The following is a 21,775-nucleotide window of genomic DNA, read 5'->3' on the forward strand; positions in this document are numbered from 1 at the left end:
TGGTAATACTGTAAGGAACATTGACTCGTGGAGTAAGGAGATGTCAGATATCACTACGCTATAATTTGTGATTTAGAAATGACGTTAATTCAATCCAAAAGATGTTATGGTAAATACTTTTGCTTTTACCATTTGTAATAGTTTTTGAAACAAAAAAAGGCTTCGAAAATATTCGAAGCCTTCTCTTTTAACCTATAATTTGATGTTATTACATCATGCCTGGCATTCCGCCTCCAGCAGGCATAGCAGGTCCTTTATCTTCTTCAGGAAGATCAGCAACTACAGCCTCAGTGGTAAGTAATAAACCAGCGATAGAAGAAGCATTTTCTAATGCTAATCTTGTCACTTTAGTAGGGTCAATTACACCAGCTTGGATAAGGTTTTCATATTTATTGTCTCTAGCGTTGAAGCCGAAATCTCCTTTTCCTTCTCTGATCTTTTGAACGATCACAGAACCTTCCTGACCTGCGTTAGCAGCGATAGTTCTTAAAGGAGCTTCGATAGCCAATCTGATGATGTTAACACCAGTAGCTTGATCTTCATTCTCAGTTTCAATATTCTCTAGGGCATCGATGGCTCTTATAAGAGCTACACCACCACCAGCTACTACACCTTCTTGTACGGCTGCTCTGGTTGCGTGTAGAGCATCGTCTACTCTATCCTTAATTTCTTTCATTTCTACCTCTGTAGCAGCACCTACATAAAGGATAGCTACACCACCAGAAAGCTTAGCAAGTCTTTCTTGTAGTTTTTCTTTATCATAATCAGAAGTAGTAGATTCCATTTGAGCTTTAAGTTGATTCACTCTAGCTTCAATGTCATCTGAGTTACCAGCACCATTAACGATAGTGGTGTTGTCTTTATCAATGTTGATTTTTTCAGCAGTACCTAAGTAGTCTAAAGTAGCGCTTTCTAATTTATAACCTCTTTCTTCAGAAATTACAGTACCACCAGTAAGGATAGCGATATCCTCTAACATAGCTTTTCTTCTGTCTCCGAAACCAGGAGCTTTTACAGCAGCAATTTTCAGAGCACCTCTGATTTTGTTTACTACTAAAGTAGCAAGAGCTTCTCCGTCTACATCTTCAGAAATGATTACTAAAGGTCTACCTGTTTGAGCAGCAGCTTCCAAAATAGGAAGTAACTCCTTCATAGCAGAGATCTTCTTATCATAAATAAGGATGTAAGGGTTTTCAAGCTCAGCTTCCATTTTCTCTGTGTTAGTAACAAAGTATGGAGAAAGGTATCCTCTGTCAAACTGCATACCTTCTACAGTTTTAACTTCAGTTTCAGTACCTTTAGCTTCTTCTACAGTGATTACACCGTCTTTACCCACTTTGTCCATTGCATCAGCAATCATTTTACCGATCTCAGCATCATTATTAGCAGAGATAGTACCTACTTGAGCAATTTCGTTAGAAGAATCAATGGTTTTAGATTGTTTCTTAAGGTTTTCAACTACAGCAGCTACGGCTTTGTCAATACCTCTTTTAAGATCCATAGGGTTAGCACCAGCTGCCACGTTTTTAATACCATGACCGAAGATAGCCTGAGCTAATACTGTAGCGGTAGTAGTACCATCACCAGCATCATCAGCAGTTTTAGAAGCTACTTCTTTTACAAGCTGAGCGCCCATGTTTTCAATAGCATCTTCTAGCTCGATGTCTTTTGCTACAGATACACCATCTTTAGTAACTGTAGGTGCACCGAATTTTTTGTCAAGAATTACATTTCTACCTTTTGGTCCTAATGTAACTTTCACTGCATCAGAAAGAGCATCAACTCCTTTCTTAAGTTTTTCTCTTGCTACAGTGTTGAATAATATTTTCTTTAGCCATAATTTTTCTAAATTTTTAGTCGTTGTATTGATTACTCAAAACAGATTAAACAATTGCAAATATGTCAGATTCTCTCATGATAAGATATTCTTTGCCTTCTACAGTGATCTCTGTACCAGCATACTTACCATAAAGTACTTCGTCACCTTCTTTTACAGTTAAAGGCTCATCTTTTTTACCTGTACCTACAGCTATAACTTTACCTTTTTGAGGCTTTTCTTTAGCTGTGTCAGGGATAATGATACCTGAAGCTGTTTTTTCTTCAGCAGCGGCAGCTTCTACAAGAACTCTGTCCGCAAGAGGCTTAATATTCACTTTTGACATTTTTTGTTATAGGTTTTAATTAAAACTTTGATTCTAAATTGTGCTTGGCTTATTACACCTTTTGTGCCAATCAGTTTTGACCTCAATAAATGGACATTTTTGCAGATTTCAGGCATTTACCATGACAAGATAAATGCAGGTATGACATAATTACACGAATGGCAATATGGCAATTTGGCAGTGCTTGCCTTCTATGTGGTTTTTTTGTACATTATACTATTAAAATTGTGTGAATATGGAGCATTTGAGTAATAACTGGTTTACTGAAGGGTTGGTAGATTATGAGTATAAAAAGTATGTTTTACTCGCCTATCTTAAGCGGGCTACTGATTCATTTGAAGAAAGAAAATTGTATCCCTTTTTGTCTGATTTGGTAGTTCATTATAATAACCTGATACAGTTTAGGGAGAGTAAAAGAAAGTTTAGCAATGATATGCCTAAAGACATAACCGGGATTGATAAGGAGAAGCTGGAGCTGATTTATAAGCAGGCGGAAAATGACCACGAACTCTTAAAAGAAATTGAAAATATAATAGAGTTTTCTTTGCCCAGGCTTAAGTCTTCTGTAGCTGCGGGTGCGGAGGTGTATGAGCTGGTAGAGGGAAACTGTGAGCTTACACCTATTGGGCTTATGCCTTTATATACTAATGAAGGTTATATGTTTATAAGCAATAACAGTAAAAAGACTAAGATATACCGTTATGAGCTTACCATGCTGGAGACCGCTAAAGAGAAATACAGGGCTTTAAATACCTATTTTGTGGAAGCAGTGCAGAAAGGGTGGGGCACTACTTATGAAAGTATAAAGGTGAGCCTCACCAGAAGGTTTAAAGACCTGCCTAATCCGGCTACTTTTCTATTTTACTCTAAGGAGAAGTTTCCATATAATTCCACGTTAGAGCCTGTAGCTAAGCGCCTACTAGTAAAGTATATTTCCAAGACATAAGTGTCTATTGAAAATAAAATAAGAAAGGCCGTTTCAAATTAATGAAACGGCCTTTTTATTAGTATAATATAGGTATCTTTTATTCTACTGAATCTTCAGCTGGAGCAATCTCTTCAAGAGATCCTGCGTCAGTTCCTTGTCCTTCTTCAGCTGGTAACAGCTCTTGTCCAGGAAGTGAACCTGCACCTTGTTCGTTAGCTCTTTCTCTAAACTCATCAATAGGTCCTTGAGCAGGAGTGAAAAGGAAATTAGTAGCGAGAGTAAGAACGATTATGGCTATGGCAAAGCCCCATGTTAACTTTTCTAATAAATCGCCTGTTTTTTTAACACCAATCATATTGCTGGCTCCTGCACCCCCGAATTGGCTGGTAAGTCCACCGCCTTTTGAATCTTGTGCTAAGATGATCAATACAAGCAATATAGATGCTAGAATTATTAAACTTAAAACTAATGTAATCATTATCTTACTACTAAATTATTTTTGCAAGTCTTTAATTTGAGTCGCAAAGTACGACTTTTTTTGCGGAAATTTCCAAATTAATTTTTTATATATATCAATTGCCTTGTCTTTTTTACCTTGGCCGATTAATATTATAGCTAAATTTTCTGAAACTAGGTCGTCACTAAAGTGGGTACTTGTTTCTGATAGATCTACCTGAGCTTCAGAAGAAGCGGTAGGTTTGGCAGAAAGCGTAGGCTCTGCATTTATAAACTGATCAATGATCTGGTTTTGCTCTTCTTTATTTGTTTTGGTGGGTTTACCACTGGTTTTTCTTTTAGTAGTAGATCCACCTTCTTTAGAGGTACTGGCTTTAGCTTTTGTAGCAGCTTTGGCTGTAGTTGAAGTCTTTTTGCTTGTAGCAGTGGACTTCTTGGTAGTGCTTTTGGCGGTAGTCTTTGCCGTTTTTTTAGCAGCAGGTTCCTTCGCTGTAGCAGTTTTCTTAGCCTTGGTGCTAGTTGAGCTCTCTGTACTCTTTTTAGTAGTTTTTTTCTTAGCCGGTTTTTTCTCCTTTTCAGGATGCTCCGCTACCCATTCTAAATAAGATTCTTTACTTTTTCTAAGGGCTTCAAGGTCTAGCAGTACACTGTCTCTTAGCTCTTCAGAGTGAATGTCTTCTTCGTCAATAGATGCTGAGAAGCCACTTTCCTCTTTTGGTTCCGTTACCAGCTCTTCGTCAGCAGAAATTAATACTTCCTCTTCTTCAGGCTCTTCTTCTATAATATTTCTTAGCACATGCCTATCAGATGCATACAGCGCAGCATAATGCAAAGTTTGCGTTGCTATGTCAGTATTAGCATCATTATTAGCCTTTGCTATAAGCGTATGTAATATCTGGCTGTAGGGATAGTTTTTAACTAATTCATGAAGTTTATTCCTATCCTCTTCAGAAATATTATTATAATTTTTGACAATTTTAATAAACTTCTGTTTGTTCAAAGCTGCTGGATTTGATGAAATTGTATTCAAATTTAATAAGTAAAAATATATTAAAAATTACAATTGGCAACCGAGGCATTGAATATATCCAAAATTATCTGGTCAAAGATCTCATCAAGTAGTGTGGCCTCAATAGCGGTAAGATTTTGATCACTATCAAAATCACTATAGAATGAGAATGATTTATTCTCAAAGTTAAACTGATCGTCTTCAGTATTTACATAAGTAACCTGAACCGTTATAGTTAGTCTGGTAAGCGCGGAAGTGTTACCTCCCAAAACGTCATTATCAGAAGCTGTAGGTGCAATAGGTGTTAGTCTATATCCTGTAATGGATCCTTCTAGCTGTAGTTCACCATCTTCGTCTACCATACCAAGGTTGGTGTTAGAAAGGTAGTAGTCTTTTAGCTTGTTAGTGAAGGTTTGTGGCATATCAGGAGGTCCGCCTTCAGCATCATTATAAAATTGCTGAATAGAAATGGTCTCTGCCGTGATATTAGCGCCTGTAAATGAATAAACACCACATCCTGCCAATGAAAAAGCGGGCAGGATTATCATTAAAAAAATTCTTAGATTAAAGATCCTCAAGTTCGTATTGTTTGATTTTCCTATACAAAGTTCGTTCCGAAATCCCGAGGTCTTTCGCAGCATACTTTCTTTTATTGTTGTTTTTCATTAAAGCCTTAATAATCAGTTCTTTTTCCTTCTTTTCGATAGAAAGAGAATCATCTTCTTCTGTTTCATGAGTGATGTCCTGAATTTCAGATGCATCATCATCATACTGACTATGATCAGAATTTATGTTCAGAAGCACAGGTTCATCAGGGATCACGCTCTTCTGATGATGCAAGCTGTTATTATCAAGGTTTTCGAACAATTCGCTGTGATCTTCTATAACCTGATGTGCTGATCCTTCTGTCTGAAGCGCTTCCAAAACGAATTTTTTCAAATCGTTCATATCCTTTTTCATATCAAAAAGCACCTTATATAATAGGTCTCTTTCTGAAATGTGCTGATTACTCTTTTCAGGATCTTGATAAAGAGCTGGAAGCTGGTTGTTATTGCCTGGCAGATATTTTAAAAGCGTCTCTTTAGTGATGAGTTTATCCTCAGAAGAGAGTACAGATATCTGCTCAGTTAAATTTTTCAATTGCCTGATGTTACCAGGAAACCTGTATTGAAGTAAAGTTTCTTTAGCATCTTCAGTAAGAGCGATTGGCTTTACCTTATATTTCTCAGCAAAATCAGTAGCAAATTTTCTAAAAAGGAGTTCTATGTCATTACCACGATCTCTCAAAGGCGGCACATAAATAGGCACTGTGCTTAGTCTGTAATAAAGGTCTTCTCTAAACTTGCCTTCATCTACAGATTTCATCAGATTAACGTTAGTAGCAGCTACTACTCTAACATCCGTTTTCAGTACTTTTGATGAGCCAACTTTTATAAATTCTCCATTTTCTAAAACCCTTAAAAGCCTGGCTTGTGTGCCAATGGGCATTTCCCCAATCTCATCAAGAAATATGGTACCGCCACTAGTGACTTCAAAATAGCCTTTCCGGGCTTCATGTGCACCTGTAAAAGAGCCTTTTTCATGACCAAAAAGCTCTGAGTCTATCGTTCCCTCTGGTATAGAACCGCAGTTGATAGCTATAAACTGGTTATGCTTTCTGGGGCTGAGGTGATGGATTATTTTACTGAAAGATTCTTTACCACTACCACTTTCACCTGTAATAAGTACAGACATATCAGTAGGGGCTACTTGCATAGCTACTTGTATGGCATGATTGAGCAAGGAAGAATTTCCTATTATACCAAATCGTTGTTTTATACTCTGAATTTCAGATTCAACCATTTTTTAATCTACTATTTTACCAAATAACGTAGCAGCAGAGCAATCTTCTACTAAAACATTAACATATTCGCCTTTTTTATATCCTTTCTTAGGGAAAATCACCACCTTATTGGCAGTGTTTCTTCCTTGTAAGTCATCTTCAGATCTTTTTGAGAAACCTTCGATCAATACTTTGTGTACTTTACCGATATCTCTTTTATTTCTTTCTAAAGCATGAGCTTGTTGCTTAGCGATGATCTCACTCAGTCGGCGCTTTTTAACTTCTAAAGGAATATCATCTTCTAGTTTTTTAGCTGCCAGTGTACCTGGTCTTTCGCTATAAAAGAACATGTAAGAGAAGTCATACTTCACATAATCCATCAAAGTAAGCGTGTCTTGGTGTTCTTCTTCTGTTTCTGTGCAGAAACCAGCGATCATGTCAGAAGATATTCCGCAGTCTTCACCAATTATTCTTCTAATAGCATCTACACGTTCTTTATACCACTCTCTGGTGTAGGTTCTATTCATTAACTCCAGTACTCTGCTGTTACCACTTTGTGCCGGTAAATGGATGTAGTTGCAGATGTTATCGTACTTTTTCATAGTATAAAGTACTTCATCTGTAATGTCTTTAGGGTGGGAGGTACTGAACCTCACTCTTAGCTCTGGACTTACCTGTGCCACCATTTCTAATAGGTGAGCAAAGTTAGTTACCTCTGAAATTTCAGATTTTTCTAACTTAGCTTTATTATTAATTTCTTTGCTCCATTTGTAGGAGTCTACGTTTTGCCCTAATAGGGTTACTTCTTTATAACCTTGATCAAACAGGTTTTGAGCCTCAGCTACAATAGAATGTGGATCTCTACTTCTTTCTCTACCTCTGGTAAAAGGTACTACGCAGAAAGAACACATATTATCACAACCCCGCATGATAGATATAAAAGCGGTAACGCCATTACTGTTTAACCTTACCGGGCTGATATCAGCGTAAGTTTCTTCTCTGGAGAGGAATGTGTTAACGGCTTTTTGGCCATTATCTACAGTTTGAACCAGGTTAGGTAAATCTCTGTAAGCATCAGGACCTACTACTAAGTCTACTATCTTTTTCTTCTTCCAGTAATTTATCTTTTAAGCGCTCGGCCATACAGCCCAGTACGCCTATCATCATTTCTGGTTTATGCTTCTTTACTGCATTAAACTGGCTAAGGCGCTTCCTTACTGTTTGTTCTGCTTTCTCACGAATAGAACAAGTGTTTAGAAAAACTACATCAGCTTCATTAAAATCAGAGGTAGTATCAAACCCCTCTTTTTTCATAATGGATGATACGATCTCACTATCGGAGAAGTTCATCTGACAGCCGTAGCTTTCTATGTAGACTTTCCTGTCTTTACCAGTGTCCTCAGTTTCAGATACTTTAAAAGTTTCACAGGCCTCGGTCTGCTCATCACCTTTTATAATATCAATGTCTGCTATCACATTATCCATGGTTCGCTCAGTTTATATAGAATTGCAAAGGTAATAATATGCATTGAAAGTGACATAATGTCAGTAATTATTTTACTTTTATTGTTGGGTTGCCTAGTATTTCCAGGATAGCCTTGGCTTTTAGCAGGCATTCATCATATTCTTTTTCAGGAATAGCATCATAAGTAATGGCACTGCCTACCTGAAATGAGAGGGTAGAGTTAGAGGCATTATATAGCAGACTCCTAATGACAACATTAAAATCAAAATCACCTTCAGGAGTGAAGTAGCCCATAGCGCCGGAGTAAAGACCTCGTTTGTTGTTTTCGTATTTCTCTATGAGTTCCATGACCTTTATTTTTAGGAGCGCCGGTCATACTGCCCATAGGGAAGGCATTTTTTATGGCTTCTACCGCTGTAACCTCAGGAAGTAGGGTAGAGGTGATGGTGGATATCATCTGATGAAGTTGAGGAAATGAATAAATGCCAAATAGCTCTTCTGGTTTAATAGTGCCATATTGAGAGCTTTTGGCCAGGTCATTTCTTACCAAATCAACGATCATCATGTTTTCGGCAAGCTCTTTTTCATCATTTCTTAAAGCCTTTTTTATTTCGGCATCTTCAGCTTCGTCTTGGCCTCTTTTGGCTGTACCTTTAATAGGTTGTGAAATGAGCTTGTTGCCTTCCTTTTTTATGAACCTTTCAGGGCTAGCACAGATCAGGTAGTTGTTTTCGAACTTGTGAAAAACTGAAAAAGGTGTGGGTGAGGTGGCGGTTAGATGCTCATAAGCCATAAGAGGACTAAAGTCTTTTGTAGTGGTATGAAAATCTATGCAATAGTTGATCTCATAAATATCGCCTTCTACAATATGCTGCTTAAGCTTTTCTACTTTACTAATATATTCTTCTCTGGAAGTTCCAGCCTGTATTTCTTTTATAGGGAGAAGCGAATGAGATGTTAACTGTATTGCTTCAATATCATTAATTATTGATTGGGGTTCGGGGTGTGAGGTCTCAATGGTAACGGTATCATTATTCCAAAAAATGATAGTTTCAGGAACGTAAAACAAAATATCAGGAAACCCTAATCTATCAGTATTTTCACTGCTGAGGTTTTCTATATAATTCTTAAGGTCATAAACAAGATGCCCGATAAGCCAATCCTGATGCTCCTTCTGGAATCTTTGAAGCTCATGAAATGGGTCAGAAGAATGTAAAGGGATAATTTGCGTTGCCTTAAAAGCAAGCAGGTTTTTGAAGCCTTGGTAGGGAATGTTAGTTGCGCTATTTGTAGTGAAATAAGAACTATAGTCATAGCGCTGGGAGTAATGAAGAGCCTTTTTGATGAATAACTCTACACTGGAAGGCTTATAAGTAATGGCTTTTCGCAAATTCTTTTTTGGCACAAAGGAATACAAAAAATAAGCCGGCTCAAAATCTAATTTGAGCCGGCTTAAAGTCTTTATCTGCTAAAGTATGAATTACATAGCAGGTGCTTCAGAAGCTTTGATATCAAATCCTACGTTTACAGTATCGTAGATGAATTTGTCTTTAGCTTTATCTACTGCATCAGATTCAGCAGAATAAGTAAGTCCCCATAAAGTTCTGTCAATGTTAAATTTAGCTTTAGCAGAAAGTCCACTTTCAGCTACTTTTACCACTGCAGGGAAAGAAATACTTAAAGTTTTTCCTCTCATAGTAAGGTTTCCTGTTACTTTATGAGTAGGAGATTCTACTACAAACTCATCAGCACTTGCAGGCTTATATTCAGAATCAAATTCTTCTTTAACTTCTACAGAATCACTAGCACTGTAAGGCTCTACTGAAGTGATAACAAATTCAGCAGTAGGGTGATTTTCAGCATCAAAGAAGTCAGCTGATTTTAAGTGACCTTCTAATTTACCTTTCATTTCTTCGTCATCGGCAATATCAACATTTTGGATATTAGCGATGTCTAAAGTGATAGTACCACCTACTATTTCGTCTCCTTCTACAGCTATATTTCCTTGGCTGATAGGAATAGTACCATCATGCTTTCCTGTAGGCTTGCTACCAATCCAGGTAACTGTGCTTTCTTCTGCATTTACAGTGTATTCTTTTGATGCTTCTACTTGCTCTACTTCTTTAGCTTCAGAAACTTCAGCATCAGTGCCTTCTTTTTTCTGTCCGCAAGAAGCTATGATTCCTGCAGAAAGCAATAAAATAAAAAAGCTGTTTTTCTTCATTTGTCTTTCTTTTAGTTTGGTTAATTTGTGATGTAAGTATCAAATTCTAATATACTACAAAAGTATCAATTTAACTAACATTCAATAATTGTTGGAACATTAAAATATGGCGCTAGTAAAAAAAATAAAAAAATCAATCCCAAAATTCGGTGAAAATTGCTTCTTAGCAGAAACGTCTGTGATCATAGGAGACGTTACCATGGGAAATAATTGCACCGTTTGGTATAATGCTATAGTTAGGGGAGATGTTCATTCTATAACTATAGGTGATCAAACCAATATTCAGGATGGAGCCATTATTCACTGTACCTATCAAAAGGCTAAAACAGTAATTGGTAGCAGAGTCTCTATTGCTCATGGGGCTATAGTACATGGTTGTGAAATAGAAGATGATGTATTAATAGGCATGAAGGCGGTGGTTATGGATAACGCCATTATTAAAACAGGATCAGTGATAGCAGCCGGGGCAATTGTTTTGCCGGGTACGGTGGTAGAGGCTGGGAGCATTTATGCAGGGGTACCTGCTAAGAAGGTGAAAGACACCGGGCCAGAAATGAAAGAGGTAATAGCAAGAACGGCAAAGAACTACCCGATGTACGCCAGTTGGTATGATTAAAACATTTTGACAATAAAGTGGATATTAGAAGGAATATTGGTGCGTGTGTTAGAATTCTTCTTGTTTAGATGAAGAATGCAAAAAATTCCACTTGAAAATAAAAATAAATTATTTTAATTTAAGAATAAAGTAGTATTAGAACTGTTACATTTTATGGGCCACTTAAATAAGGGATATGATGAACTGGTGTTGAAGGAATACCAGAAAAAGATGAAGGAAACAGGGACCAATCATTTAGTGATCGACTCAGAGGATAATTCTGATGAGTATGTTAACTTTTATTTTATTGGTAAGTATGAAGGGCGAGATGTATTATATGATGCCGTGCTCTATACATTAAGGTTACATCATAATAGTGAGTTGTATGAGATCGCAGAACACCGTGCGGCTAATCATTTTCCTGAATTTAAAAGTATTAAATATGAGGAAGATGAAAATGGGGATCTGGAAATTTTAGATTCTATGGAAGAAGAAATCGGTCTCTTTATGGCAGAAGTAATTACTGAGCTGGAAGAGGAAGGCGAAATTAAGGTGCAGGAGCATGTAGAAATAGATCCTAACGTTAATTTTGGCGTAGGATTAGATGCAGGCTTAAACGTAGATCAAATTACGCCATCAGTGATATCTAAATTTGTAAAGAGTTATAATGAAGATAGTCTGAAGTTAGATCAGACCATGTACTCTTTTCAGACAGAAGATGAGGAGATGGTGAAATAGTAAGAAAATATACACAATAGAGGTATGGTAAAGTCAGGGTTGAAACTAAGAAGAAGTATATATTATACCCTGGCTTTTGTATCTATTATTTGGATAGTCAAAATTATTGAATACACATTTCATTATAATTTTGGTGATTTTGGCATCCTTCCTCGTACAGTAAGTGGTTCTATAGGTATTTTTACCGCTCCTTTTATACATGGAGACGTTTACCATTTGCTTTCTAACACCTTCCCGCTGATCACTCTGGGTATTGGCATCTTTTACTTTTACGATAAAATTGCCATTACCGTAATATTGTTGATCTACATTATGACGGGATTTTGGGTGTGGGTTGCCGCTCGTGAAGCCTATCACATTGGTGCCAGTGGTGTAATCTATGGCATGCTGACCTTCTTGTTATTGAGCGGCTTTTTAAAGAGAGATGCTAAATCTCTGGCCGTTTCATTTATAGTTCTATTTATTTACGGAGGGTCATTTTTTACGGGAGTTATTCCTGGTGACCAGGCTGTTTCATGGGAGTCTCACCTGATGGGAGCCATAGCCGGAGTGTTTTGTGCCATATACTTTAGAAAATATGGAAAAGCAAAACGCGCTATACAAGATGAGCCTGTGGCTAACTATTCAACTTATATATATCACTACACCAAAGCAGAGTTAGATAATGAAGCTGAAGCCCTGGCTCCAAAAAAAGATTCTACCATTATTTATACAATAGACTCTCCTTTCAAAGAAGTGAAATAGTAGCCTTCGCTTAATTATTAAAAAAGCAGGATTAGTAATTCTCTTTAATCTTTACTTTATTTGCCGACTAATTAAAAACAAAAATTCAAATAAGGTGAAAAATCTATCTTTAGTACTTAATGTAGTTCTACTCATCGCTGTTGGTGTTTTATATGTGTTACATTTTTCAGGAGGTAAAGCTGAGGAGCAAGACGAAGAAAATGGAATACTCCAGTCTTCTGCCTATTCAGTGGCTTATGTTGATTCAGATTCTGTAGTTAAAAACTATGATTTCTTTAAGAAGAAGCAGGAAGAGTTGACAGCTAAATCTGAGAGACTGCAAAATGAATATAAAAACAGAGCAGAAGGTTTACAAAGAGAGGTAACTGACTACCAGAGAAATGTAAATAACCTTACAATAGGTCAGGCTAAAGCATTAGAAGAAGACCTAATGAAAAAGCAGCAGAACTTAAGAATGTATCAAGAGAGCCTTTCTCAGCAGCTTATGCAAGATCAGAACAAAGTGCAGGCAGAATTATATGAGAAGGTATCAGAATTCCTTAAAGGATACAGCTCTAAAAAAGGACTTGAGTTAGTAGTTCAATATACTCCTGGTAGTGATGTACTTTATGCTAATGATAGCATGAATATTACAGGAGACGTAATCAAAGGATTAAACGAAGCTTACAATAGCGAGCTTAATGCTCCTGCAGAATCCACTGAAGATTCTACTGCTGTAAGTGAATAAAATATTATCATTTAATGAAATGAGGAGCCTGTTTCTGATGAAGCAGGCTTTTTTAGTATATTAAGGCTTGTATATTAGGTAGGCTATTTATATATTTTCATTTTATAAAGTTAGGTAAATGATAAAAGCCTTATTTTTAGCTCTCAATTTAAGAAAGGAAGAAGAGAAGCAGGTTTTACTCTTATTAGGCAATGGCTTTTTTATGGGTATATTTCTGGCTAGCTATCAGATTAGTGCAGAAACCCTATTTTTAAATCGCCTGGAAAACTATTTGAAGGAAGCCATCATGATCTCCGGCTTCTTAGGGATTATTATTACGGCCCTATTTGCTTACTTACAGACTCGTGTGGCTTTTTCTAAGCTTGTACTAGGCAACCTTATAGGTATATTTAGTTTTATATCTGGAGTGTACTTGCTTTTCAAGCTAGGAGATCCTGGCTGGCAAGATGTGCTCGTATTTCTCATGTTTGCCATGATAGGTCCTATGCTAGCCGTATCATTACTAGGCTTCTGGGGAGTGTTTGGTCGTATGTTTGACCTGAGACAATCTAAAAGAATCATCGGCGGGATAGATATTGGACAGCTATCAGCCTCTATTCTTATCTCATTTTCCATTCCTTTTTTGGAACCCTTATTACCCAATACCACTTCCTATTTGCTTATTAGCGGGGTTTGCGTATTAGTATCATTGTTTTTTCTTACCATAATTACCAAAAGGTATGATCTTAAAAAGGCAGAAGTTTCTAGTAGTAAAAGTGAAGCATCTAAAACGGGTGTACAGCATTTAATAAAGAACCGATATGTTAGGCTGCTCTCGTTTTTCCTGCTCTTTTCTATGGTGGCCTTTACTTTGGTACAATTCTCTTTTCAAAACGTGGTGGCGCAGCAATACCCCGATGAAGGAGAACTAAGAAACTTTCTGGCTATTTTCAATGGATCAATATTAGTACTCAGCTTCCTGTTGCAAACTTTTGTTAATGACAGAATAATTGGGGAGTATGGATTGAAAGTGTCTCTTTTGGTGCTTCCAATAATTCTTTCATTGTTAACCGTGGGCGCACTGCTAGCCGGTACTCTTTTTGGCTACACACCAGATGCAGGGACTTATTTTATTTGGTTTTTCTTATTTATAGCTTTAAGCCGACTCTTTAACTTCTCTCTCAGAGATTCTCTGGAGAACCCTACCTTCAAGCTCTATTTTATGCCTTTAGATAATAGGATCAGGTTTGATATTCAAACCAAGGTAGAAGGGGTAGTAAATGAAGCTTCTCGCTTTGTGGGCGGACTGCTTATAATGGGTCTTTCATTCATTTCATTTTTTAGCCTCATACATTATTCTTATGCTCTAATATTCGTTATAATAGGCTACTTTTTCATAATTGGCAAGCTATATTCTGAATATAGAGACAGTATAAGGCATAAATTACAAGATCAGCAAGATTCTTTTGATGAGGAAGTACTTAGTCCACAAGAAAGATTGTTTAAACGCCTAACAGCCGCATTAACCGCTGATAAGTCCAATAAAGTGGTTTTTTCTTTTAAACTTCTTGAAAAACTAGATCCGCACAATGTGCCAAGATATATCAATAGCCTCATGGGGCATGGCGCGGGTGAAATTCGAGATTTTGCTCAAAATAAAATTAATGAGATAAAAGGTAATTCCATTTCAGATAGATATGTGATAAACATGTCTGGTAGCCAGGAGCAAAGTGACAAGCGGCTAGTTAGTGGTACTGATGTTCTTGACCTTTTTCAAGCAGGTAATGTAACTAAAGCAAGGCTTAGTAAACTCTGTAAGTCAGATAATAGTGATGACCGCCAGTATGCTACGGAGTTGCTCAATAATAGTAATGAAGACGAGCATACTTCATTTTTGATAGAGCTACTGATGGATATGGATCCTAAAGTGAGAAATAGTGCCATTAAAACTGCTCAGAAGAAATATAACCGTGAAGTGCTTAATGTGTTGGTAGAGAATTTGAGCTATTCCGCTTACAGTATTCAGGCGGGTAATACCCTAACTTTTATTGGAGAAGAAGCTTTGGGAGTGTTAGACAGTGCCTTTTATAAATCTGGCCAATCTTATCAGGTTATGCTTAAGATTATTCAGATTATTGGTAGGATAGGAGGGGAAACTGCCCGATCTCTTTTATGGTCTAAAATAGATTTTCCCGATAAACTATTGATGTCACAGGTTCTTTTGGCCTTGGGTCTAACTGAATTTAAAGCTGATGTCACGCAAATACCAAGGATTAAATATGGTATTGAATCTGATATTGAAGATATCGCTTGGAACATCTGTGCTATTACTGAAGTAACCACAGATCAATTTGGTAGGGAAATAAAATTGGCACTAGAAGAGGAGATAAAATATGATGTAGAGCACATTTATATGCTACTTTCCATGCTTTATGACACCAAATCTATACAGCTCGTGAAGCAAAATATTGAAAGTGGTACCAGTGAAGGTATTACCTACGCCATTGAGCTATTGGATGTGTTTTTATCAGAAGATCTGAAGCAGCGAATTATTCCGGTGTTAGATGATCTTAACTTTGCAGAAAAAGCGCGAAAATTGGAGTTTTATTTCCCGCGGCAAAAGCTGGACTCCAAGCTGGTTTTAAAGTTTTTGCTTAATAGAGATTTCGCGCAGACTAACAGATGGACGAAGGCCTGCATCATTTTTCAAATAGGCCTTTTAAAAATTTCTGAGTTCACTTATGATCTTATTGCTAACCTGTTTAATCCTGACGGACTAATTAGGGAAATAGCGGCCTGGTCTCTTTATGAAATAGATCCGGCTTTATATATTGATAATGTAAAACGAATAGGCAAAACTAAGCAAAGAGAATTAGATGAACTCATATTGATGTCTACCTCAAGTAGAAGAAGCTGGAGATCACTAAAATTTGAAAAAATCATTTTCCTAAGGAATATTCCTGTTTTCAAAGGTATTTTTGGATTAACAATAGCCGGTGTAGCAGATGCCATTGAAGAAATGCAGCTAATAGAAGGGGAGCCGCTCAAGGTGGATGAGCTGTATAATGATAATTTTTACATTGTATATTCTGGTACCATTAATATTTATGAAGATGGGAAGCTAAAAGAAGAGGTTAAAACCGGCGAATTTATAGGCGAATTAATTACCAGATATAAAGGTGTTGGTAATACATATATGCGTGCAGAGAAGGATACTGTGCTTTTTAAGATAAAGAAAGATAACTTCTATGAACTATTGGCTGATAACATTAGTCTTGCAGATAAAATAGTGGAATATGTTTAATCCCAAGAATGTTATTTGCTTGATTTTTTTGAATTTTATAGATTTATTTTAATTAACTTGAGTTTTATTTTTTGAAGTCAAAACCTTCATTTTTACTTTTTTTAAGCTGTAGGTTGGCTTACGCCCGATGTTGAGATACGATACAAAAATAGGTGATCATGATGCTTCCAGTGAGGATTTGAGTCATCATATGCTGCTAGGTGATAATCCTTTTCCAGGATTAAGGCCTTTTAGTATAGATGAGAGTCATTTGTTTTTTGGTAGAGAGGGGCAGGTAAATGAAATCACAGTTAAGCTTTCTGCTAACCGGTTTGTAACGGTAATGGGTTATTCTGGTAGCGGTAAGTCGTCACTTATGTATTGTGGGCTTATACCAGTGCTTCATGGCGGGTTTTTAGAAGAAACAGGTCCTAATTGGAATGTTATTACCTCTAGGCCAGGCATTTCACCACTTGATAATCTGGCTCGTTCGCTGCTCAAAGCTTCACCGGATTATAAACAGCAGACCATTGAAGAACGAATGGTTAACCAATCGTTACTTACCTCTATTTTAAAAAGTGACTCTGAAGGCCTCATTAAGGCGGTTGAGCACATTAAGCAGGATGATAGAGAAAATACGTTGATCTTGGTCGATCAATTTGAGGAATTATTCACCTATCAGTCAGATGACGAAAATGATGTTTCAGAGCAGGCGAAAGTTTATGTAAACCTATTATTAGAAGCCTGCCATAACCCTGATTCTCCAATCTACCTGGCCATAACTATGCGGTCTGATTATGTGGGGGAATGTGCTGTATTTCCTGGCCTGACCCAAATGATTAATCAGAGCAATTATCTGGTGCCTCAAATGACCCGGGATCAAAAACGAAAGGCCATAGAAGGACCTGTGGCTGTAGGGGGCGGAGAGATTTCAGGAAGATTAGTAAAAAGGTTACTTAATGAAGTAGGGGATAATCAGGATCAGCTGCCCATTTTGCAGCATGCGCTCATGCGTACCTGGGATTATTGGGTAAAAAACCATGAAGAAGAAGAGCCGCTCGACCTGAGGCATTATAATGCTATCGGAAAAATCAGCCAGGCACTTTCACAACACGCTGATGAGGCCTATGATGAGCTGGAACCTTCTGATCGAGAAATAGCCGAAATACTATTCAAAAGCCTTACAGAAAAAACTAATGATAACTTCGGAAGAAGAAGATCTGTGAAATTGTCATTAGTAGCTGAGCTGGCAGGTGTCAACGACTCAGAAGTTATAGAAGTAATAGAGAAATTTCGTCAGCCCGGCAGATCATTTCTAATGCCTGGTGCCGGTGTGCCACTCACTCCTGATTCTATAATAGAAATTTCGCACGAAAGTTTAATGCGTATCTGGACCCGACTAAAAGTGTGGGTAGAAGAAGAGCACGAATCTGCTATGATGTATCGTAGGCTGTCAGAGGCTGCTGCCATGTATCAGGTAGGTAAAACTGGGTTATGGAGGCCGCCAGATCTTCAGCTGGCCCTTAACTGGCAGAATAAGCAGAAGCCTACCAGGGCCTGGGCCCAGCGGTATGATGAAGCTTTTGAAAGAGCCATAGTATTCTTAGACACCAGCCGCATTACCTATGAGGCCGAGCAAAAGAATCAGGAGCTTTTACAGAAAAGACTACTCAAAAGAGCCAAAGTGGTAGCTATTATTCTAGGGGTGTTCTTGGTAATATCCATATTCTTGTTTTTACTAGCTTTCACCAGAAATATAGAAGCACAAAAGCAGGCTGATCTGGCGATAATAAGCCAAAAGGAAGCTACAGAACAGAGAGACATAGCCAGAGATAAGGAGAAAGAGGCAAGAGATCAGCGTATTTTGGCATTGCAGCGAGAACAAGAGGCAACCGAAGCGAAGATAAAGGCGGAAAATGCTCTTGAAGATGCTGAGGAACAAAGGAATTTCGCGTTGAAGCAATATTTATATGCTCAGCAGCAAACCGGCGTGGCAGAATCAGCTAAGCTTAAGGCCGATAAGGAGAGGATTAATGCTGAGGAGCAAACTATAATAGCCCGTGAAAATAAGGATAGAGCTGAGAAATTATTATATCAATCTATAGCTCAGTCTATGGCAGTTAAATCTTTAGATATAGAAGATAATAATTTGAAAGGCTTACTGGCTCAGCATGCATATATATTTAACTCTGAGAACGAAGGCAGAGAGTATGACCCTTACATTTATAATGGCCTATATTCAGCATTGGCTCAAATAAACGGTCGCGTTTATAATACTATAGATGGTAAACAAAGAAATTCGATTAAGTCAGTGGTCTTTACTAGTACTGGTGATACTTTTTATAGTACAGGAAGTGAAGGTAAAATAGTATCTTCATCTATTTCAGAGCCTCAAAAATCAACTGTTATAGCCTACAATAAGTACCCTAATCGGGTATTGGCTTTAAGTTCAGATGATAATTGGCTCATTAGCGGTAGCGACTCATCTTATATTAAAGTTTATAACCTGAGAGAGTCAGGTAAACCTGAACTACTTGATGGACATAAAAGCTTTATTAATGATATTAAATTTGTGCCCAATACAAGTAGGTTTGTTAGTGCAGGAGAAGATGGTCAGCTGCGCATGAACAATGTTATAAGTATGGTCGGAGGTTTAATAACCACAACAGATGAACCTTTAAAAACCATAACTATAAATGAGAACGGGACTTTACTGGCTGGCGGAACAGTTTCCGGAAAAGTAATTTTGGTAGATCTAAGAACCGGAAAGAAAGAAATTATTGTAGATAAAGAAGGTACACCTGTTCATGCGGTATGCTTTAGCCCAAATGGTAAGCAGTTGGCCATTGGAGATGAAAAAGGAACTATTGGAATTTATAAGGTATCAAATGGCCATTTGATAAAAGAGTTTATTGGTCATAAAGGAAGAGTTAGCGCTATCCGATATAATAAGGAAGGTAGCTTGTTAGCGTCTGCAAGTTTGGATAGAACTATTCAAATGTGGGTTACTGATGATTTTAATGAACTTCCGCTTAAAATGTCAGATAATGATGCTTACGTCTGGGATATTGCGTTTAGCCCTGATTCTAATTATTTACTGGCAGCATGTGGTGATGGCGAGCTTCGTGTATGGCCTACCAAACCATCACTGATGGCGGATAAAATGTGTTCTACACTAGAAAGAAATATGTCTGAAGAAGAGTGGAAAGCCTATGTTGGACACGATATCCCTTTTCAGGGTACCTGTATTAATCTTTTGTTAGATAAAAAATAAGATGAGAGTAGTAAGGTTTTGCATACTTTTTGTTTTTTGTCTGCCTTGTATTTTTAGTCAGGCGCAGTCGTGTACTGATGTTTTAAATATGGCCAGAGAAAACTTTGATGCAGGTCATTTTTACGTCATTCCTGATTTATTGGAGCCATGTCTTAAAAGCGGACTTAAAAGAAACCAGCGGATTGAAGCCTATTATTTATTGTCAAGGACTTACTTGTTTCTGGATCAGCCAGAAAAGGCAGAGGAGAGCTATCTTCACCTATTGAAAGAAGACCCTGAATATGCTTTAAATGAAGAGGAAGATCCTATAGACCTGGTTTACTTAAGTAAAAAATTTATTACCACACCTATTTTTACTTTTTATGCAGGCGCTGGTGTCAATCTCACCTCTGTAAATGTATTGTCTAATTATGGCATGGATAATACTGGAAATTCACAGGAAGAATATAGCAATGGTTTTGGAATACAAGTAAAGGTAGGAACAGAACTAAATATAAATGATTTTCTAAGTGTGGGTTTAGAACCCTCTTTTTATACACGTTCCTATTCTTATGAAAACACACTTTTTGTAGTTGATAATCAAGATTATACTGAGAATCAGATAGGGTTCCAGGTTCCTGTGTTTTTAAAATACAGGAGGAAATTTGATAAGGTAACACCCTATGCATATGCAGGTTGGGGTATAGACTTGCTTACTAATGCAAATGCGCAAATCAGGTATAATGATAGAGACCTCAGTACTCAAAGTGAATACCCGGTAACAGGGCCTGAGTTGAATATTAATAATTTGAGGAACAGAGTGAATAGCTTCATTTTATTTGGAATAGGGGCAAACTACCGTATAGGCTATGATTATGTGTTTTTTGATATAAGATATAGTGGGATACTACGAAATATTGTAAAGGAGGAGAATAGATATAATAATTTACCCTTTAATTACACCTACAGTTATATTGATGATGATAAGAGGTTAAACAATTACGCTATATCAGTAGGTTATGTGTGGCCTCTTTATAAACCTAGAAAAATTAAAAAGCATTCAACTAAAGGATTCATTAATAAATTGTTAAGCAAAGGAGGGGCAGATAAATGAAAAGGAAGTTAGCACTTATCTGTTTGATTTTTACTGGCATTGTAGCTTGTGATACAGAGAATAATATAGAAACACATTATTCAGAATACTTCATTAAGTACTATGGTGTGGATGGAGATCAGGAAGCTGTTGATTTTGAAATTTTAACGGATGGCTATTTAGTATTAGGAGAGAATGTAAATGCAAATACTGCTTATTTAGTCCGAACTGATTTATTAGGGAATGAGTTATGGAGTGAGCAGCTGGGAGAAAATATTGATGAAGTGGTGGATATGGTGCTAACTCCATCGGGTAGTTACATGGTGGTAGCTAATACTCGAAACAGTACATCAAATCGTGAAGTGCTGGTGCTGAAAGTTGATGATCAGGGGAGTCTGATTCAGTCAGATACTTTTGGTATTGCAGGATATAATGTAGTAGCATCGAACATTACAACTACCAGAGGAGGTAGCTTTATTGTTACAGGGTATACTAATAGTGTTGCTACTAATGTGAATTCAGATATTTCTGACTTGTTTTCATTTGAAATGGATGAAAATATGGTGTCGCAGGGGTTATGGAGAAATACCTACGGATGGGATGGAGAGGATATAGGAGTAAAGATATTGGATAGAGAAAGTGGCTATGTGTTTTTTGGTACTACAGATCATAAACCTTCAGATAACATGCCCCAAGATAGAACTAACCTGTTTTTGTTTCCGACTAACACTATAGGAGATCAAACTTCAACCTTCCCTTTGCAGCTATATGGAACTACGGCGGCAGAAGAAGCTGCTGATATTGTACGGTTGAGAGATGGTGGTTATGCTATGGTAGGAACTAGTTTTAGTAACGCTTTGCGAACACCTTTTATGGTGAGAGTAACCAGCAACGCAGCTACTATTTTTCAGACTCAGTTTACAGAAATAGGAAGTATGGAGTTGAAGTCTGTTGTGCAGTCTTCAGATGGAGGTTTTTTAGTGTTGGGAGTGCTTTATGAAGATAATGGGAGCAATATAGCTTTACTAAAAGTGGCTGCAAATGGTGAACTTGTATGGAATAAGCTTTTTGGAGGAGAGGATTCCAATTGGCCTGGTGCCATCAAAGAGATGGAAGATGGTTCGATAGGTTTTGTTGCCACTATTGAATTAGAAAACCAAACTAAAATAGCCTTTATTAAAGTAACTCCTGATGGAGAATTAACTCATGAATGAGAAATTCAGGTTACTTTATGCATTTAGGAATAATATAAAAATATAAAGTATTGTGCTTCAATTAATTGCACTTTATGTCAACT

General features: G+C 37.3%; 18 protein-coding genes and 1 pseudogene. 9 read left to right on the forward strand and 10 right to left on the reverse strand.

The window, feature by feature from the left end:
- Positions 1-208 precede the first annotated feature (208 nt).
- Together groL and groES are read right to left on the reverse strand one after the other, a co-directional pair.
- Positions 209-1,825, reverse strand: coding sequence for a chaperonin GroEL (groL, locus tag LVD15_RS18165; RefSeq protein WP_233780983.1), 1,617 nt, complete (start codon positions 1,823-1,825; stop codon positions 209-211).
- A gap of 58 nt (positions 1,826-1,883) precedes the next feature.
- Complete coding sequence (gene groES / locus LVD15_RS18170) at positions 1,884-2,162, reverse strand: co-chaperone GroES (RefSeq protein WP_233776637.1); 279 nt, start codon at positions 2,160-2,162, stop codon at positions 1,884-1,886.
- A gap of 235 nt (positions 2,163-2,397) precedes the next feature.
- On the opposite strand from groES, the gene LVD15_RS18175 reads away from it, so the two are divergent.
- On the forward strand, positions 2,398-3,108 hold the full coding sequence (locus LVD15_RS18175) for a hypothetical protein (RefSeq protein ID WP_233776638.1): 711 nt from the start codon (positions 2,398-2,400) through the stop codon (positions 3,106-3,108).
- A gap of 79 nt (positions 3,109-3,187) precedes the next feature.
- On the opposite strand, the gene secG is transcribed toward LVD15_RS18175, so the two are convergent.
- The 8 genes and pseudogenes from secG to LVD15_RS18215 all read right to left on the reverse strand — a co-directional run bounded on the left by secG (position 3,188) and on the right by LVD15_RS18215 (position 10,066).
- Positions 3,188-3,568, reverse strand: a complete 381-nt coding sequence (gene secG, locus LVD15_RS18180; protein ID WP_233776639.1) for a preprotein translocase subunit SecG — start codon at positions 3,566-3,568, stop codon at positions 3,188-3,190.
- A 15-nt stretch (positions 3,569-3,583) separates the two neighbouring features.
- Positions 3,584-4,546: a DUF8458 domain-containing protein gene (locus tag LVD15_RS18185; protein ID WP_233776640.1), complete on the reverse strand. Its 963-nt coding sequence runs from the start codon at positions 4,544-4,546 to the stop codon at positions 3,584-3,586.
- Positions 4,547-4,596: 50 nt separating this feature from the next.
- Entirely contained in the window at positions 4,597-5,103 is a 507-nt protein-coding gene (locus tag LVD15_RS18190) for an LptE family protein (protein ID WP_233776641.1), read from the reverse strand.
- A 16-nt stretch (positions 5,104-5,119) separates the two neighbouring features.
- The gene (locus LVD15_RS18195; protein WP_233776642.1) at positions 5,120-6,397 is read right to left on the reverse strand and encodes a sigma-54 interaction domain-containing protein; all 1,278 of its coding nucleotides are present in this window, start codon (positions 6,395-6,397) and stop codon (positions 5,120-5,122) included.
- Positions 6,398-6,400: 3 nt separating this feature from the next.
- A pseudogene (gene miaB, locus LVD15_RS18200) lies at positions 6,401-7,862 on the reverse strand (tRNA (N6-isopentenyl adenosine(37)-C2)-methylthiotransferase MiaB).
- A gap of 67 nt (positions 7,863-7,929) precedes the next feature.
- On the reverse strand, positions 7,930-8,136 hold the full coding sequence (locus LVD15_RS18205) for a chorismate-binding protein (protein ID WP_370687374.1): 207 nt from the start codon (positions 8,134-8,136) through the stop codon (positions 7,930-7,932).
- Positions 8,117-9,232, reverse strand: coding sequence for a chorismate-binding protein (locus tag LVD15_RS18210; RefSeq protein WP_233776644.1), 1,116 nt, complete (start codon positions 9,230-9,232; stop codon positions 8,117-8,119). Before LVD15_RS18210 ends, LVD15_RS18205 begins: the two co-directional genes overlap by 20 nt.
- A 90-nt stretch (positions 9,233-9,322) precedes the next feature.
- A complete protein-coding gene (locus tag LVD15_RS18215) occupies positions 9,323-10,066 on the reverse strand; it encodes a YceI family protein (RefSeq protein WP_233776645.1) in 744 nt (247 codons plus the stop codon).
- A 106-nt stretch (positions 10,067-10,172) separates the two neighbouring features.
- Here LVD15_RS18215 and LVD15_RS18220 point away from each other — a divergent pair, with 106 nt between their 5' ends.
- The 8 genes from LVD15_RS18220 (at position 10,173) to LVD15_RS18255 (ending at position 21,692) form a co-directional block, all read left to right on the forward strand.
- A complete protein-coding gene (locus LVD15_RS18220) occupies positions 10,173-10,682 on the forward strand; it encodes a gamma carbonic anhydrase family protein (RefSeq protein ID WP_233776646.1) in 510 nt (169 codons plus the stop codon).
- A gap of 153 nt (positions 10,683-10,835) precedes the next feature.
- Positions 10,836-11,399 carry a hypothetical protein gene (locus LVD15_RS18225; protein ID WP_233776647.1) on the forward strand — a complete coding sequence of 188 codons (564 nt, stop codon included), beginning with the start codon at positions 10,836-10,838 and terminating at the stop codon, positions 11,397-11,399.
- A 24-nt stretch (positions 11,400-11,423) separates the two neighbouring features.
- Positions 11,424-12,143 (forward strand): rhomboid family intramembrane serine protease, encoded by a 720-nt coding sequence (locus tag LVD15_RS18230; RefSeq protein ID WP_233776648.1) that lies wholly within the window; start codon positions 11,424-11,426, stop codon positions 12,141-12,143.
- Between the two features lie 94 nt (positions 12,144-12,237).
- Positions 12,238-12,870, forward strand: a complete 633-nt coding sequence (locus LVD15_RS18235) for an OmpH/Skp family outer membrane protein (RefSeq protein ID WP_233776649.1) — start codon at positions 12,238-12,240, stop codon at positions 12,868-12,870.
- Positions 12,871-12,988: 118 nt separating this feature from the next.
- A complete protein-coding gene (locus tag LVD15_RS18240; protein WP_233776650.1) occupies positions 12,989-16,153 on the forward strand; it encodes a cyclic nucleotide-binding domain-containing protein in 3,165 nt (1,054 codons plus the stop codon).
- 127 nt (positions 16,154-16,280) lie between these two features.
- Entirely contained in the window at positions 16,281-19,406 is a 3,126-nt protein-coding gene (locus LVD15_RS18245; protein ID WP_233776651.1) for an nSTAND1 domain-containing NTPase, read from the forward strand.
- A gap of 1 nt (position 19,407) precedes the next feature.
- Positions 19,408-20,499 carry an outer membrane beta-barrel protein gene (locus tag LVD15_RS18250; protein WP_233776652.1) on the forward strand — a complete coding sequence of 364 codons (1,092 nt, stop codon included), beginning with the start codon at positions 19,408-19,410 and terminating at the stop codon, positions 20,497-20,499.
- Positions 20,496-21,692 (forward strand): hypothetical protein, encoded by a 1,197-nt coding sequence (locus LVD15_RS18255; protein WP_233776653.1) that lies wholly within the window; start codon positions 20,496-20,498, stop codon positions 21,690-21,692. The genes LVD15_RS18250 and LVD15_RS18255 overlap by 4 nt, the downstream gene beginning before the upstream one ends.
- Positions 21,693-21,775: the final 83 nt, after the last annotated feature.

It is taken from the genome of Fulvivirga maritima, from assembly GCF_021389955.1.
Taxonomy (GTDB): domain Bacteria; phylum Bacteroidota; class Bacteroidia; order Cytophagales; family Cyclobacteriaceae; genus Fulvivirga; species Fulvivirga maritima.